Consider the following 16,350-nt stretch of genomic DNA (forward strand, 5'->3'; position numbering starts at 1 on the left):
ACCTCAATTTTGGCTTTCAAAGCCTGTAATCTTTGTCTAACCGAGCTTAAAGCCGTAAATTTGCAATTCTAAATATTGGAATATTAATATGACAAAACTTAAAAATATAAAAGTTGTAGTAAGTGACCTTGACGGAACTTTACTCAACCCACAACACAGAATTTCAGATTATACTAAATCAATTTTTCAAGAACTTCATAATCAAGGTTACTTAATTATTGTAGCTACAGGACGTCATCATCTTGATGCAATGGCAATTATAGACACACTTGAAGTGCCAGTTTATCTTGTAAGTTCTAACGGCGGAAGAATCCATTCGCCAAATAGAGAAGAACTTTTTGCTTTCAATTTAGACAGCGATGTGGTTAAAGCGGCTTTGAATATAGAAATTGACCCAGATGTTACAGTTGTATTATTCAAAGAAAATGTATGGCAGACTAATAAATGGAATGAAAGATTAAACTCTTTTCAAGCCGAATTGAAATACCGCCCAGAATTGGTAGATTATAAAACCATAGAAGATTTTAAAGCAATCAAAATTTTCTTTTCTTGCGATAATCATGAGAAATTGGTAAAAGTGAGAGACGCTGTTTTAGCTAATTCTTCAGAACATTTGCATCACGCCTTCAGCTTACCAACTTGTTTAGAGTTTATGGATAAGTCTGTAGACAAGGCAGTTGCAATTGAAAAAGTGTTAGAAAAAGAAGGTTTTACTTTGGATGAGGCAATTTCGTTTGGAGATGGTTTTAATGATTTGCAAATGTTGTCTGCAACCGGAAAAGGTTTGATTATGGGAAATGCGCCTTCAATTTTAAAAGATGCTTTGCCTGATTTGGAAGTAATTAAAACAAATGCAGAAGACGGGGTTGCAAAATATATTGCATCTAAAATTTTAGATAAAGAGCTTGCAACAACTTAATTTAGAATGTTTTATATTCAGTTTTGTTGCTGAATACTAAATAATAGTTATTTTTATAAGAGCTAATTCGCAGAGAGTTAGCTCTTATTTTTTTAACCTTAAATTTGTTTTAGCAATGAAAAGATTTTTACTTCAAGTTGAACGAAATTGCATTTCGGGAGCATTGGTTTTATTACCGCTTTTAGTTTTTTTTATTTTGTTAGAAAAAGTTTGGAAGTTCTTTCAGAATTATGGCGAAAAATTTGCGCATTTTCTTCGTTTAGATCTTGTATTAGGAAAATATGCAACTGATATTGCAGGTGGAATTATTTTGTTAGCTCTAATTTATTTCAGCGGTTTTCTAATGCGATTATCTCTTTTAAAAAGATTTACAAAGTGGGTAGACGAGAAATTAATGATCTTTTTGCCAGGTTATGAAAAGAATAAAAAAGAAGCAGAAGAAAAATTACTAAAAAGAAATAAAGAACCTAAACCCATAACTGATTTGCCAATTCTATTCAAAAATGGAGATTTTTGGCAACCGGCCCATTTAATTGAAGAAGATAAAAATGGTTCAGCTGTGATTTTTGTTCCAAATGCGCCAGCTAAAGATCAAGGACAGATTCTAATTGTCAAATCAACCGATTTTAAAAAATTGACAGACACAACACTTTCTAGTTTAGACGAGTCAATAAAATCTTTTGGTAAAGGAATTTTGAGCTTTAAATAATTTGCAAAAATTGAACTGATATTTTCTTTGTTTGCTCTGTCAAATAGTTTTAAATTTGCATTCATTAAAAACAACACAACTAAAAGGATAATGAGTAATACAATCACAACTACAGATTTTAATTTCCCGAATCAGAAATCAGTTTACCGCGGAAAAGTTAGAGAAGTTTATAATATTAATGATGAACTTTTAGTAATGGTGGCAACAGATAGACTTTCGGCTTTTGATGTAGTTTTGCCAAAAGGAATTCCGTACAAAGGACAAATCCTGAATCAGATTGCAACAAAATTTATGGAATTGACGCAAGATATCGTTCCAAACTGGCTGATTGTAACTCCAGATCCAAACGTTGCTGTTGGACATTTATGTGATCCTTTTAAAGTAGAAATGGTAATTCGTGGTTATTTATCTGGTCATGCTGCTCGTGAATATGCTGCTGGTAGAAAACAAATTTGTGGCGTTACAATGGCAGAAGGTTTAAAGGAAAACGATAAATTTCCAGAACCAATTATTACGCCAACTACAAAAGCTGATAATGGTTCTCACGACGAAGATATTTCTCGCGAAGACATTTTAGCAAAAGGAATTGTTTCTGAAGAAGATTATTTAGTTTTAGAAAAATATACTCGCGCTTTATTTCAAAGAGGAACTGAAATCGCTGCAAAACGTGGATTGATTTTAGTGGATACCAAATACGAGTTCGGAAAAACAAAAGATGGCGTAATTGTTTTAATTGATGAAATCCATACTCCAGATTCTTCTCGTTATTTCTACGCTGACGGTTATGCAGAAAGACAAGAAAAAGGAGAGGAGCAAAAACAATTATCTAAAGAGTTTGTTCGTCGTTGGTTAATCGAAAATGGTTTCCAAGGTAAAGACGGACAGCAGATTCCAAATATGACTGACGAATATATTGAGTCAGTTTCTGAAAGATATATCGAATTGTATGAGAATATTTTAGGAGAGAAATTTGTTAAAGCTGACATCGACAATATTGATCAACGTATTGAGAAAAACGTATTAGATTACCTTTCTTCAAAAGAATAATTTCGATTTAAGCTAAAAAAATAAATATATAAAAAGCCTTGCTGAGATAAATTCAGCGAGGCTTTTTTTCGTTTAAATAGGTTTTCGATATGAAATCTAATCTGAAATTATCCCAATTTAATTATGCGAAAAGTGCAATTGAGCCTATCTGATTGCACTTCTTTGTCTTTTTTTTAGAAAACTTATCTTTTTTTTCATTTTTGATGCAACGTTTTATGCATAATGAGCGTCTAACAAGTAATCATCACATCATTAATCATTAAACAAGTAATCAATCATGAAAAAGACAGTAATCATTCTAGGGACGGCTCTTGCCGTATTTGCAAATTTTGCAGCAGCTTCCAATCATAAGCTGACAGTTAAAAATCAAATTGAAATTTCAGATTATTTCTCATCGCCTTTGCACATAGCTGTGTGTAATGGAGATGTTGAAACCGTAAAAAAAAGTATTGAGTATGGAGCAGATGTAAATAAAATTGTGCGAAATATGACGCCTTTAATGCTTGCAGCTCGATTTAATAATGTAGAAATTGTGAAAATCTTACTAGCAAATGGAGCTAAACCTTCCATAGAAAACGAACATGGATTACGAGCATTAGATTATGCAAGATATTCAAAATCAACAGAGGCTGAAGCTGTTTTAAAAGGGCTGAAGTAAAAATTTTTAACGCAAGAAAAGAAAAGCATTATCTTTATTTTGATAATATTGGTCAACGTATTGAATAAAATGTATTAGATTGCCTTTCTTCAAAGTAATACTTTTGGGTTTAAACTAACTATTTAAGCCATGAAACTTATTACTAAAAAAAATGCCCTATTAGTTTGTCTTACTGTAGGGCATTTTCTTTTTGCGCAAATAGATAAAAATGCGACAAAAGAAACTAAAAACTTATATCAGAATCTAAAAATCATTTCAAAAAAGCATATTCTTTTTGGACATCAGCACGCTCTTGAATATGGACATGGATGGAGTAATGAGCCTAATCGGTCAGATGTAAAGTCGGTTACGGGGTCGCATCCGGCTGTTGTTGGTATAGATTTTAGCGATTTTTCGGGTCGTTCTAAAGAACAGATTGAAAAAACAAAAGAGGTTTTACGAAAAAATGTAATCGATACTTATGAAAGAGGCGGAATTACAACAGTTTCTTGGCATTTTAATAATCCAGCGTCTGATGGCGGATTTTACTGGAAAGACGGAATCTCAACCGCTTCAATGTCTTTAATTAAACCTGGTGGCTCTAATAACGAACAGTATAAAGAAATTCTAAAAACTATTGCCGATTTTGCCCATTCTGTAAAAGCAAAGGACGGAAAGCTTTCTCCAATGATTTTTAGGCCTTTTCATGAATTTGATGGCGATTGGTTTTGGTGGGGAAAATCACATACTTCTCGAGAAGATTTTATTGCCGTTTGGCAGTTTACGATTTCTTATCTGAGAGATACTTTAGGAGTTCACAATTTTATTTATGCTTTTTCTCCCGATAATCGATTTAATTCTGAATCACAATATTTAGAGCGTTATCCAGGCGATGAATTCGTTGATATTTTGGGCATGGATGATTATGCCGATTTTGGACGCGATGGAAAATATGATTTAGAAGCTGGTTTGAAAAAATTAAAAATATTTTCTGATTTGGCTGTAAAAAGGAAAAAAGTAGCTGCGTTTACAGAAACTGGTTTAGAATCAATTCCTAATGAAAATTGGTGGACAGAAGTTTTACTTAAAACTTTAAAATCTGAAAATCTGCAATTGGCTTATGTTTTAGTTTGGCGAAATGACACCACAAGTCCAACTCACTATTATGCGCCTTTTCCTGGACAAATTAGCGAAACCGATTTTATAAAATTTTATAACGATCCTTTTACATTATTTGAAAAGGATTTGAAGGATATATACAGCAAGAAGTTTAAGATATAATCTATTTTTGCATCAGTAAAGAAACGCAATTTTTGGTCTGCCTAAATTGCGTTTTTTTATTTTTCTCCTTATTCCTGCAACCTAATGCTCTTTTTAGTCGTCTAAATAGAAAATCATCATCATCAATCATTTAACAAACAATCATTATGAAAAAAGCAGTAATTATTTTAGGGCTAATTTTCATTTTTACTAATGAAATAAAAGCATCAAATTGTGAACTGAAAATTGAAAATCAAGCTGAATTTTCAATTTATTCGAACTCTCCATTTCATCTAGCAATTAGTAAAGGCGATATCGAAACGGTTAAGAGATTTATAAAGTATGGAGCCAATATCAATAAAATAGTAAATAACATGACTCCCTTGATGGTGGCCGCACGATTTAATCAAGTAGAGATTATTAAAATTTTACTCGAAAATGGGGCAGAACCTTCACTTGAAAATGAAAGAGGTTATACCGCTTTGCATTTCGCAGAGTTTGGAAAATCTGCAGAATCGATTGCTATTTTGAATAAAGCGAATATGGAAAAGAGTAGAAAACATAAATGAAATGAGAAAGAGCAATTCATTTATTTGAATTGCTCTTTTTTCTTTTAAAACTCTGAAAAATTATTCCATTATATCTTTTAGATTTTCTAGACCTTTTTGCAGATCATTTCCTATCAATTGGTCCATTTTTAGCATTGGAAGCATAATGTTTGTTGGATATGGTATTACGCCACTAATTCCCCATCTCACTTTTGTCTGATTATCTGAAATAGGTTCAGTAGACATAAATCCTACAGCATTATCTTCCATAGGCTTCTTAAAACGGAGCGCAAATTCGAGACGTCTGTTTTCTGTTATTTTTGTAATCTCTTCTTCACCAACACCAACTTCTTTCACATTGCTTTCCCAAGAAGAAACAGAACCTACAGCACCATCAGCTCCTTTATAATGAACTTTCATTTTTGGATCCATATTGGCCCAAACGCTAAACTCATTTTGATTTTTTAGTGATCTCACATATTTGAAGATGCTATCAGCTGGTTTGTTAATCGTAATTTCTCTTTCTACCGAATATTCTTTTGGCATAAAATAAGCCGCAATCAAGACAATTGAAATAAATAGAATTAGAATGACTAGTAATCTTTTAATAAAAATCATAGTTTTTGTTTTAAGGTTAGTAGTTTTTGATTTGTTTTTTTTTCTTCTTAATAGAAGTTATAGGGCTTTGCAACTATACTTGTATGTTTTTGATTTTTAATCTCATAGTAAATTTAAAAAAATAATTGTGAGTTTTGAAATGATACCGATTTTAAAAAAATCAAAAAAAAATAAGATTTATTGTAACATTTTTGTTTTTATGTAGTCTATTATAGTAAAACCAGTAATTTGGTAACGTTTGGGTTCTTTAATTATCGTTTTATTAAGTAAGTGTTAAGAATTGGTTAAAACATGGTACTTTGTAATGCATAATACGATAAAATAAATTACTTTTACATAAGAATTAAAATCATCATCAATCAATTAATAAACAATCAATCATTATGAAAAAATCAGTTATTTATTTAGGACTAGCCTTGGTAACATTTGGAAATGTAGCTATGGCTTCAAATGAAGTTTCAACTGCTAAAAATCCAGTTGAATTAGTAGAATATGCAGCAAACCCTTTAAATGTTGCAATTAGTAAAGGAGATATCGTAGCTGTGCAAAAATTTATTGAGTACGGTGCAGATGTAAATTTAATGTCTGAAGAGCTTACGCCTTTAATGACTGCTGCACGTTACAACAAGTACGAAATCATTAAAGTTTTATTGGCAAATGGTGCAAAACCAAGTACAAAAAACGAAAGTGGATTTACTGCATTAAGATATGCAGAATTATCAAATGCTTCAGAATCAATTGCGCTTTTGAAAGATTTGAAATAACAGTTTAAAAGTTTTGAGTTAGTAAAAAGACCTTTCTGAGCAAAAGGTCTTTTTTTTGTTTTAAAATTAAATTTCTAAAACAAAAAAAGCATCATTACTAGAATGATGCTTCTTCCTTTTTAAATCCCAACAAATTGATTTAAAACTAAATATTTTTCTGCTATTCAAGTGGCACATCTTTTTTTCTATTAAATACCCAAAATAATATCGGGAATACCAACAAGGTTAGGACTGTTGCTGTCATTAATCCGCCAATAATTACAATAGCAAGCGGTTTTTGAGATTCTGAACCAATTCCTGTAGAAATTGCCGCAGGCATAAGACCGATAGAAGCCATTAATGCTGTCATAACTACTGCTCTTGTTCTGGCTTTGACTCCTCTAAAAATAGATTCCTCAAGCGAGTATTTTGCTTTTAGATTATGATGGAATTCGGATATTAAAATTACTCCATTTTGTATACAAATTCCTAGAAGCGCAATAAATCCAACCCCAGCAGAAATTCCAAAATTCATTCCTGTAAGATGAAGTGCAATGATTCCGCCAATAATTGCAAACGGTACGTTGGCTAAAACAAGAAGAGAATCTTTAAAGTTTCCGAACAAAATAAATAACAGAACAAAAATTCCAATTAAACTGATAGGGACAACTTGTGCCAAACGTGCACTGGCACGAACTTGGTTCTCAAATTCTCCAGTCCAACCTGTTGTATAACCAGCAGGAAGTTTCAATTTATTTACTTTAGATTGTGCTTCTGCAATTGTACTTCCTAAATCTCTATCACGAACAGAGAATTTAACTCCAATAAAACGTTTTGTATTATCTCTGTAAATAAATGCTGGACCGGTAATAGTTTTAATGTCGCAGATTTCTTTTAAAGGGATTTTTATTCCGCTAATAGTTGGAACTTTAATTTCCTCTAAATCTTTCTCATCTTTTCTGTATTCTTTTGAAAAACGAACACGAACATCAAATTTCTTTTCGTCCTCATACTTTTCAGTTGCTGTTTTTCCTCCAAAAGCTAATTCCAAAACAGCTTGAGCATCGCTTAAAGTTACGCCGTAAGCAGCCATTTTTTCTCGATCTAAAATAACGCTTATTTCTGGCTGGCCAACATTTCTTAAAATACCTGCATCTTTGATACCTGGAATATTTTTAATCTGAGCTAAAACTTCATTTGCCAACTGATCTAATTTATTCAAATCATCACCATAAATTTTAACTGCATTTGAGGCTTTAAATCCAGCTACCGATTCGGCTACGTTATCAATTACCGGCTGAGAATAGTTATAAGTGATTCCTTGATGAACTTTCAGTTTCTCATCCATTTCATTAATCAGATCGTCCATAGAAATTTTACGTTTCCATTGCTTTTGCGGAATTAAATCAACTTGTAACTGAATAAATCCAAAACCATTAGGATCGGTTCCGTCATTGCTTCGTCCAGTTTGAGATAAAACCTTCTTTACTTCAGGAAAACTCTCCAAGTCTTTTCTAATTATTGCAGCAGTCTTAACACTTTCAGGAAGAGAAGTACTCATAGGTAACTCGGCAGTAACCCATAATGCGCCTTCATTTAATTGAGGTAAAAATTCTGTTCCTAAGAAACCTGCAGAAAAGAAAACAGCAGCTAGTATTCCGATAGAAGCGATTAAAGTTTTTACTTTATGTTTAAATGTCCATGCAAAACCTTTAGAAACAATTCGATCCCAAAAATTAACAAACGGATTGTGTTTTTCTTTCACATTTTTATTCAATAAAATATGCGATAGAACTGGGACTAAAGTTAATGTAAATATCAGTGCTCCCAATAATGCAAAACCTAATGTAAAGGCTAGGGGAGAGAACATTTTTCCTTCTACTTTCTGAAACGAGAAAATAGGCAGTAAAGCTGTAATAATGATTAGTTTTGAAAAGAAAATAGCTTTACCCATTTCTGTTCCTGTTCTCTTAATTAAGCTTCCCTTGGCAATTTTATTGAATTTTTCCATTCCCAATTGATGCGCTCGATGGTCTAGAACCACAAATAGCCCTTCGACCATTACTACGGCTCCATCAATGATAATTCCGAAATCGACAGCACCTAAACTTAATAAGTTAGCGCTCATTCCCATCATTTTCAAACATAAAAATGCAAATAAAAGTGAAAGCGGAATGACAATCGAAACTGTAAAAGTAGTTCTCCAGTCGGCCATAAAAAGAAATACGACAACAGTAACCAGAATAATACCTTCAAATAAGTTATGCATTACGGTTTCGGTCGTGAAATTCATCAGATTATCGCGATCGTAGAAAGTTTCAATTTTAATGTCTTTAGGTAAAACATTATCATTAAGATCTTTGATTTTTGCTTTGATTAAAGCCAAAGTTTCCTGCGGATTTTCTCCTTTACGCATTACTACAATTCCTTCAACTTCGTCGTCGTTATCTCCAAGACCAGTTTGTCCAACTCTTGGCATTGCACTTTCGTATACATCAGCTAGATTTTTTACCAAAATAGGATTTCCTCCGGCATCATCAACGATAATATTTCCAATGTCTTCTTTAGATTTTAATAAACCTACACCACGAACTACAAAAGCTTGTCCGTTTTTCTCAATAACATCACCACCAACGTTTAAGTTTCCAGAATTTACAGCATTATAAACTTGTAATGGAGTAATATTGTATTTAGCCAATTTAATTGGATCAACCCCAACTTCATAGGTTTTAGTTTGGCCTCCAAATACATTTAAATCGGCAACACCTGGAAGAGAGCGAAGCTGTTTATCAATTACCCAATTTTGGTAAGTCAATAATTCCCTACTGTCTCTGCTTTTACTTTTTACAATATATCTGAAGATTTCTCCTGTAGGTCCGTATGGCGGCTGTACGTCTGGCTCAACATCATCTGGAAGAGAAACATTCTTCAATAAATTGTTTACTTGAAAGCGAGCAAAAGTATCATCAACACCATCATCAAAAATAATTTTGATAACCGATAATCCAAACATTGTAATACTTCGAACGCTTGTTTTCTTTTGAACAGAATTCATTGAAATCTCAATTGGAGAAGTCACGAAGCGTTCTACTTCTTCGGCACTTTTTCCATTCCATTGTGTAATAATGATAATTTGCGTATTGGTAACATCAGGAAAGGCATCAATAGGCATATTTTTGAACGAAATAAATCCTGCAACAGCCAATAATCCGACCCAAAAGAAGGTAAATGCTTTATTCTTTAAAGAGAAAGCAATAATATTTTTTATGAATTTGTTCATGTCTTAATTATTTAAAGCACCATAAATAAATAGCTGATTGTTTGTAATTACCTTTTCATTTTCTTTTAAACCACTTGAGATATAAGTTGTATCACCAACAACTCGATAAACTTCTACTTGTCTAGTTTCTATGTTATTACGGTCTTTAAATACGACAACAAAGTTTTTACTTTTGTCAAAAACAATAGCTTTACTAGGTACGGCTATCATCGATTGGTTTTCGTTAAAAGATAATTTGATATTCGCATTCATATCAGGCTTTAACATGTAATCAGGATTGCTCAATTTGATTCTTGCCTGCATTGCCTTGGTTTCTGGATCAATTACGTTGTAGATTTTATCTACTTTTCCGTTAAACGTTTTATCTGGATAACTAAGGGTAGTAACAGCAGCAGCTGTTCCTAATTTTACTTTATTAATATCGATTTCATTAATATTAGCCATTGCCCAAACTTCGCTGATTTCTGCAATATCAAATATGTTCTCAGAACGGTCATTACGTAAAAGCATATCTTGATTAATGCTTTTTTGAATAATGAAACCACTTATTGGAGCTGTCACTTCATAAATAGAACCTGCTTTAATATTGTAAATTTTATAAGTTTCCTGAATTTTACTTAATTGTGACTGTGCTTTGTTTACTTCAGATTTTGCCTGTAGAACATCACTTTCAGAATTTAATTTGCCGTCAAATAATTCTTGCGCTACTTTTAAATTGTTTTTTGCAACAAGCAAATCACTTTTAGCATCTATAGATTGCTTTTCAAAATCGGCTACATCGGTACTTTTTATGGTTGCCAGAACTTGTCCTTTTTTTACATAATCACCAAGTTCAACATTTACTTTCATAACATTTCCGCCGACCAACGGGTAAACGTCAATCATTTTATTATTATCAGCCGTAATTTTTCCATAAAAACTAAGTTCGTTCTTTAATGGTTGGGTCGTAGCTTCGGCTGTTGTAGTAGTTTTTAGCATAGTATCACTTAAAACAAAAGATGTATTTGTTTCAGGATTCTCTACTTCTTTTTTGCAGCCTGTTAGAGATAGAGTTGCAACTGCGATTCCTATGAATAATGTATGTTTCATTTCTTTACTGTTTTAAAATAAATCTTTGTTGATGGTACTATTTAACTCTTCACCTGCTAATACTACTTTTTTCTTTAATTCGTTTAACTGAATTATTGCCTGATTGTAGCTTTCCATAAAGTCGGTAAATTCTAAAAGGCTTACATTTCGTTTTTGAAAATTAGTTAGCATTCCGTTGTAAACTGCTTCAAAATCTGAATTTACAGTTGGTTTAATCACACTGTAGTTTTGTCTTGATTCATCCCATTTTGTCCAAGCTGAAGTAATTTCAGTTTGCAGCTGTAGTTCAAAATTTTGTTTTTCAACTTTAGATTGTTCTAAAATAGTTTGAGCATATTTAATGTTTCCTTTGTTTTTATTCCATAACGGTAGCGGAATACCAAGGCTAACATTAGATTCTTTATTAAAAGCTCCACTTCGCTGATCGTAATTTGCACCTAAAGTAAGATCTGGAATTGCAAGCGATTTCTGCCATTTTACATTTATTTCATTAGCCTCTATTTCTTTTTGTTTTGCTAAATAATCAGGTCGATTTGCAATTGCTTGTTCTTCGAAACTTTTAATATCTAAAGGAATAATTTTTAAATATTTATTCGAATCATCTTTACTGACAACTGGAATTACATTTTCCGTTTCGTTCATTAAAAGCTTTAGATTTGCTTGCTCTTCTATATTGTTATTTACAACTTCTAGTCGTTCATTTTTGAAATTAAGATATAAAGATTGCAAACGAACAACATCTTTTAAGGGAATATTGCCTTTTTGAGCCTGAACAGAATAAGAATTGATTAAATCTTCGATATGAGCCAATTGTTTATCTGTGTTTTCGAGATTTTTACTGTTGTAGTAGACAGTATAAAAACTTTTACGAAGTTGTAGTTTTAAGGTGCGCATTAAATCATTAAATGATAATTCTGCCAATTGAGCATTAGTTTGTGCGAGTTTAACTTCGTTACGTTTTTTACCGCCAAGATAAATTAGCTGTTCGATACCAAACGCTTTTTGTCCTTCTTTCCCGATGTCAAAAAACTTGTCTCTTTCGGGGTTATACGCATTAAGTTCGGCAGTGATAGTGGGGTTGTCCCAAATTCGGGCTTGAATGGCTAGAGCTTTTGAAGCATCAATATTATACTGCGATGCTAAGAGAAATAAATTCTTTTTTAAGAATTGGCCTTCACAGTCTTCTAAGGTAGCTGTTTTTTGGGCTATTGCAGCTTGATTTAGAACTGCAAATAACAGCAATGCGAATAACTTTTTCATTGTATTGTTTTTGGATTATACAAATATGCTATCAACAGGCTTTAGGGGAGCTTAAAATCTACCTTAAAAATAGCTTAAAAAAGTTTATAATTCGAAAAATAATTGAAATAAATTCGTGTTAATATTTGGAGTTGAGTAGATTATGTTGGCTTTATGAACTGTCAAAATGCGATGGACAATTCTTAGACCAAGACCGAATCCTGAAGTTTTTTTTGAATTTTGCCCGCGCATAAAAGGTTCAAAAAGACTTTTTTGTTCTTCTTCGCTAAGAGTGTTTCCAGTATTTGATACTGAAATTATAAGATGATAATGATCAGTGCTTATTTTTACTTTTGCCTGTTTGTTATCGGAGTAGATGTAGGCATTCTTTAAAATGTTGGTTAAAGCAATTTCTAGAAGATTTTTATTTCCTTTTATTTCTAAAGCGGTATCCAAATCATCACTTTCTTCCATTTCAAAAAGAATAGCAAAATCTGGAAACGTTTTGTTGATTTTTTCTATAGAAGAGAATAAAATCTCATCTATACGCTGAATTTCATTGTTTTCTGTTCTTCTATTATCAATTTTAGAAAGAATTAATAGGGAATTAATCAACTCTCCTAAATGATTAACATCGGCTAATATATTATTTAGAAAAGAACTGTTTTTTGGTTTTATTTCGGGATCGGCAATGGCATTTTCGATCTGCGAAGTCATTCTAGAAAGAGGCGTCCTTAATTCGTGCGAGGCGTGAGCAGTAAATTCTTTTTGTTTTTGATAGGAAACTTCTATTCGATCCATCATAAAGTTAAACTCATCAGCAAGGAGATCAACTTCGTTCTTCGTGCTATTAGATGCAATTCTAGTATCGAGATTATTTTCGTTTATATTTTTTATTTTCTGATGAAAAGCAAGAAGCGGATCCATTGCTTTTCTAACCATAAAAGAAGTTAATAGCCAGCAGATTGTGGTAAAGAAAATGTACGAAACAACTAATGTGTATCTTAAAAAAAGGAGTTTCTTTTTTCCGTAATCATCTGTCGCAGAAATTAGAGCATAAAAATCTTTATCGTTTGTATCGTAAAAAACGCCATAAACTTCGTAATCTCCTTGCTGTTTAAAAAAGGTTTTATTCTTTTTTAAATATTTTAAATCTTCAACAGACCAATTGATTTTTGCATCATCGATACTACTATAAATAAGTTTATAATTAGAATCAAAAACTAAGGTTTTCTCATCATAAAGTTTATTAATAGAGTTCTGGTCTATTATTTTTAAAAGCTGATTGTCGACTTGTTTGACATTTACCAATAATTTAATATTCGACAAAGCCTTAATTTCTAATCGATCTCTAAACTCTTCTTTTCTATAATTAGAATACAAAATGAATATCACTGTTGAAGCCAATCCAAAAAGAATGGTAAACAGTAAACTGACTAAAAGTGATATTCTATTTTTTAATGTCATTCTTGATCGCTTAGATAGTAACCGTAACCAACCTTGGTACGAATAAGTTTTATTTCGTGATCCTTATCGATTTTTTTTCTTAAAAAGTTGATATAAACTTCAATTGTATTTTGATTAGTTTCGATATGATAATCCCAAAGTTTTTCTGCAATAAATTGTTTAGAAAGCACTTTTCCTTTGGCATGAGCCAAAATTAAAATCAATTTAAACTCTTTAGGAGTAAGTTTTATTTCTTCGCCAGATCTAAAAACTTTCATGTCTTCTTCGTAAATTTCTAAATCTTTGATCACAATTTTGCTTTCTACCTGTTGCGGAACTTCCTTTCGTCTTAAAAGAGATTGTACTCTAGCGTATAATTCTTCAAAATGAAAAGGTTTTACTAGATAATCGTCTGCGCCATTATCAAAAGAAGATAATTTGTCTTCAATTTCGCTAAAAGCGGTTAACATTATTATTGGCGTTTTAATATCAATTTTACGAATGTCTTTGCAAACCTCTATTCCGTTTAATCCAGGAACATTGATGTCAAGAATAATCAAATCATATTCGTAGGGAAAATACTTTTTCAGCAACAATGAGCCATCATAATATGGAACACACTCGAACTTCTTTGAGGTAAAGAAGGCAGAGATTTCTTTAGACAAAGTAAAATCGTCTTCGAGCAGTAATATTTTCATTCTGGGGAGATTTAAAAATTCGGCCATTTCATGAAATAGCCGAATTTAGTGTGGTATTGTTTTTTTAATTAAAGTAAGAGAACGTCTCGTTGTTCTCGATTTTCAGTAGTGACTCATAAATTAACTTAATAATATTTTCAACATCATCTCTATGAACCATTTCTACTGTTGTATGCATATAACGCAAAGGAAGCGAAATTAATGCAGAGGGAACACCGCCATTGCTATAAGCAAAAGCATCAGTATCTGTTCCAGTTGCACGTGAAGTAGCATGTCTCTGAAAAGGAATTTTATTTTCTGAAGCTACGTCTACAATCAAATCACGTAATTTATTCTGAATTGCTGGTGAATAGCCAATAACAGGACCTTTGCCCATTTTAAGATCACCTTCTACCTTTTTATCAATCATTGGAGTAGTGGTGTCATGGCAAACATCAGTAACAATCGCTACATTTGGTTTTATTCTATGCGCAATCATTTCAGCTCCACGAAGACCAATTTCCTCCTGAACAGAATTCACAATATATAAACCAAAAGGAAGTTTTTTATTGTTCTCTTTTAATAAACGAGCAACTTCAGCAATCATAAAACCGCCCATTCTATTATCGATAGCACGACAGACAAATTTGTTTTCGTTTAAGATCATAAATTCATCAGGATACGTAATCACACATCCAACATGAACACCTAAAGCTTCAACTTGCTCTTTGTTTTCGCAACCTAAATCAATAAAAATATTACTTAGTTTAGGAATTTCTTCTTTGTCGCGTAAACGAGTATGAATTGCTGGCCATCCAAAAACACCTTTTACGATTCCGTTTTTAGTATGAATATTAACTCTTTTAGAAGGAGCAATCTGATGATCTGAACCACCATTTCGTATTACATAAACCAAACCATCTTCTGTAATGTAGTTTACATACCAAGAAATTTCATCCGCATGCCCTTCAATAACAACTTTATACGGTGCGTCAGGATTAATTACTCCAACAGCAGTTCCGTAAGTATCAGTAATAAAGGTGTCAATATAAGGTTTTAAATAGTTCATCCAAAGTTTCTGGCCTTCACTTTCGTAACCAGTAGGGGAAGCGTTATTTAGGTAGCTTTCTAAGAATGCTAAAGAAGTATCGTTTAAGATAGAATTTGTGCTCATAAAAATATTTTTCCGCTAAAATATAAATTTGGTATCAGAGTTGTGTATAAATATATAATTTTACACTTAAATTATGATTCAATGAGATTAACCACCTTTTTATTTTTACTCTTAGTTTGTTTTTCTTCCAAAGCCCAAGTTACTCCTAAAGAGAACGAGCAAATGGGATATATATTAACAGAAAGAGATTCTATTTTAGGCGATACTATTCAGCTTCCAGAAATAATTATTTCAAAAGGGCAAAAGATGAGTCCTGAGGAAATGAAACAATTTCAAATTCTTCAAAACAGAGTGTATAAAGTATATCCATATGCTAAGCTGGCAGCAGAGCGATTAACGGCTTTGAATAATGGAATGTCACGTTTAAAAACGAGTCGAGAAAAAAAGAAGTATTTTAAAATCGTCGAAGATTATTTAAATAACGAATTCGAAGAAAGACTTAAAAAGCTTTCTAGAAAACAAGGTCAGATTTTAGTAAAGCTGGTTCATCGTCAAACAGGAATTACAACTTATGAACTAATCAAAACATTAAAAAGCGGATTCAAAGCTTTTGTTTCTAATACAACTGCTAATTTGTTTGACATTAGTTTAAAAGAAGAATATAAGCCATACGATGTAAACGAAGACTATCTAATAGAAACAATATTAGTTCGAGCATTTGAATCTGGCCGATTAATAAATCAAAAACCAGCCACTCCGATAGATTATGAAGATCTATCAGAAAAATGGCAACAGAAAGCCAAAGACTTAAATAAAAAATAATGCTATATATAAAGGACTACTATATATAATGTACAACCCGACAGTTTTTTGAAAACCTGTCGGGTTTGTTTTTATGCGCCTATTATATATAAGTGCAGGTAGGCTGAAGTTTTAATGATAAATGCGGGCCGTTTGCGGCTATGGGCTGCAAAAGATTGCACCCGAACCCCTGCCCAAAAAGGATTTCCGCTTGCATCGGGGC

The 16,350-nt window shown here is 32.3% G+C and carries 15 protein-coding genes; 8 read left to right on the plus strand and 7 right to left on the minus strand.

Annotation, left to right across the window (positions count from 1 at the left end; genetic code table 11):
* Positions 1-88: 88 nt before the first annotated feature.
* The 6 genes from AC1Q5Z_RS23010 (at position 89) to AC1Q5Z_RS23035 (ending at position 5,141) form a co-directional block, all read left to right on the plus strand.
* Complete coding sequence (locus AC1Q5Z_RS23010) at positions 89-919, plus strand: Cof-type HAD-IIB family hydrolase (protein ID WP_492447049.1); 831 nt, start codon at positions 89-91, stop codon at positions 917-919.
* Between the two features lie 115 nt (positions 920-1,034).
* Positions 1,035-1,628, plus strand: a complete 594-nt coding sequence (locus AC1Q5Z_RS23015) for a hypothetical protein (RefSeq protein WP_286967560.1) — start codon at positions 1,035-1,037, stop codon at positions 1,626-1,628.
* 90 nt (positions 1,629-1,718) lie between these two features.
* On the plus strand, positions 1,719-2,675 hold the full coding sequence (locus AC1Q5Z_RS23020) for a phosphoribosylaminoimidazolesuccinocarboxamide synthase (protein ID WP_492447051.1): 957 nt from the start codon (positions 1,719-1,721) through the stop codon (positions 2,673-2,675).
* 277 nt (positions 2,676-2,952) lie between these two features.
* Positions 2,953-3,333 (plus strand): ankyrin repeat domain-containing protein, encoded by a 381-nt coding sequence (locus AC1Q5Z_RS23025; protein ID WP_343586365.1) that lies wholly within the window; start codon positions 2,953-2,955, stop codon positions 3,331-3,333.
* Between the two features lie 129 nt (positions 3,334-3,462).
* Entirely contained in the window at positions 3,463-4,593 is a 1,131-nt protein-coding gene (locus tag AC1Q5Z_RS23030) for a glycoside hydrolase family 26 protein (protein WP_492447053.1), read from the plus strand.
* 146 nt (positions 4,594-4,739) lie between these two features.
* Complete coding sequence (locus AC1Q5Z_RS23035; RefSeq protein ID WP_488755645.1) at positions 4,740-5,141, plus strand: ankyrin repeat domain-containing protein; 402 nt, start codon at positions 4,740-4,742, stop codon at positions 5,139-5,141.
* 60 nt (positions 5,142-5,201) lie between these two features.
* On the opposite strand, the gene AC1Q5Z_RS23040 is transcribed toward AC1Q5Z_RS23035, so the two are convergent.
* On the minus strand, positions 5,202-5,738 hold the full coding sequence (locus AC1Q5Z_RS23040) for an SRPBCC family protein (protein ID WP_198858117.1): 537 nt from the start codon (positions 5,736-5,738) through the stop codon (positions 5,202-5,204).
* A 383-nt stretch (positions 5,739-6,121) separates the two neighbouring features.
* Between AC1Q5Z_RS23040 and AC1Q5Z_RS23045 the strand changes: the two genes are divergently transcribed.
* A complete protein-coding gene (locus AC1Q5Z_RS23045) occupies positions 6,122-6,502 on the plus strand; it encodes an ankyrin repeat domain-containing protein (RefSeq protein ID WP_198858118.1) in 381 nt (126 codons plus the stop codon).
* A 160-nt stretch (positions 6,503-6,662) separates the two neighbouring features.
* Here AC1Q5Z_RS23045 and AC1Q5Z_RS23050 read toward each other — a convergent pair whose 3' ends face one another.
* The 6 genes from AC1Q5Z_RS23050 to AC1Q5Z_RS23075 form a co-directional block, all read right to left on the minus strand.
* Entirely contained in the window at positions 6,663-9,761 is a 3,099-nt protein-coding gene (locus AC1Q5Z_RS23050) for an efflux RND transporter permease subunit (protein WP_343586357.1), read from the minus strand.
* Between the two features lie 3 nt (positions 9,762-9,764).
* A complete protein-coding gene (locus AC1Q5Z_RS23055; protein WP_286967549.1) occupies positions 9,765-10,850 on the minus strand; it encodes an efflux RND transporter periplasmic adaptor subunit in 1,086 nt (361 codons plus the stop codon).
* Between the two features lie 12 nt (positions 10,851-10,862).
* Positions 10,863-12,110, minus strand: coding sequence for a TolC family protein (locus tag AC1Q5Z_RS23060; protein WP_198858121.1), 1,248 nt, complete (start codon positions 12,108-12,110; stop codon positions 10,863-10,865).
* A gap of 84 nt (positions 12,111-12,194) precedes the next feature.
* Positions 12,195-13,556 carry a HAMP domain-containing sensor histidine kinase gene (locus tag AC1Q5Z_RS23065; protein ID WP_343586351.1) on the minus strand — a complete coding sequence of 454 codons (1,362 nt, stop codon included), beginning with the start codon at positions 13,554-13,556 and terminating at the stop codon, positions 12,195-12,197.
* A complete protein-coding gene (locus tag AC1Q5Z_RS23070; protein ID WP_492447056.1) occupies positions 13,553-14,233 on the minus strand; it encodes a response regulator transcription factor in 681 nt (226 codons plus the stop codon). Before AC1Q5Z_RS23070 ends, AC1Q5Z_RS23065 begins: the two co-directional genes overlap by 4 nt.
* A gap of 64 nt (positions 14,234-14,297) precedes the next feature.
* The gene (locus AC1Q5Z_RS23075; RefSeq protein ID WP_492447058.1) at positions 14,298-15,386 is read right to left on the minus strand and encodes a M42 family metallopeptidase; all 1,089 of its coding nucleotides are present in this window, start codon (positions 15,384-15,386) and stop codon (positions 14,298-14,300) included.
* An 81-nt stretch (positions 15,387-15,467) separates the two neighbouring features.
* Between AC1Q5Z_RS23075 and AC1Q5Z_RS23080 the strand changes: the two genes are divergently transcribed.
* The gene (locus tag AC1Q5Z_RS23080) at positions 15,468-16,148 is read left to right on the plus strand and encodes a DUF4294 domain-containing protein (protein ID WP_198858131.1); all 681 of its coding nucleotides are present in this window, start codon (positions 15,468-15,470) and stop codon (positions 16,146-16,148) included.
* The last annotated feature ends 202 nt before the right edge of the window (positions 16,149-16,350 follow it).

The sequence above is a fragment of the Flavobacterium sp. GW823-FHT06G12 genome, assembly GCF_058794775.1.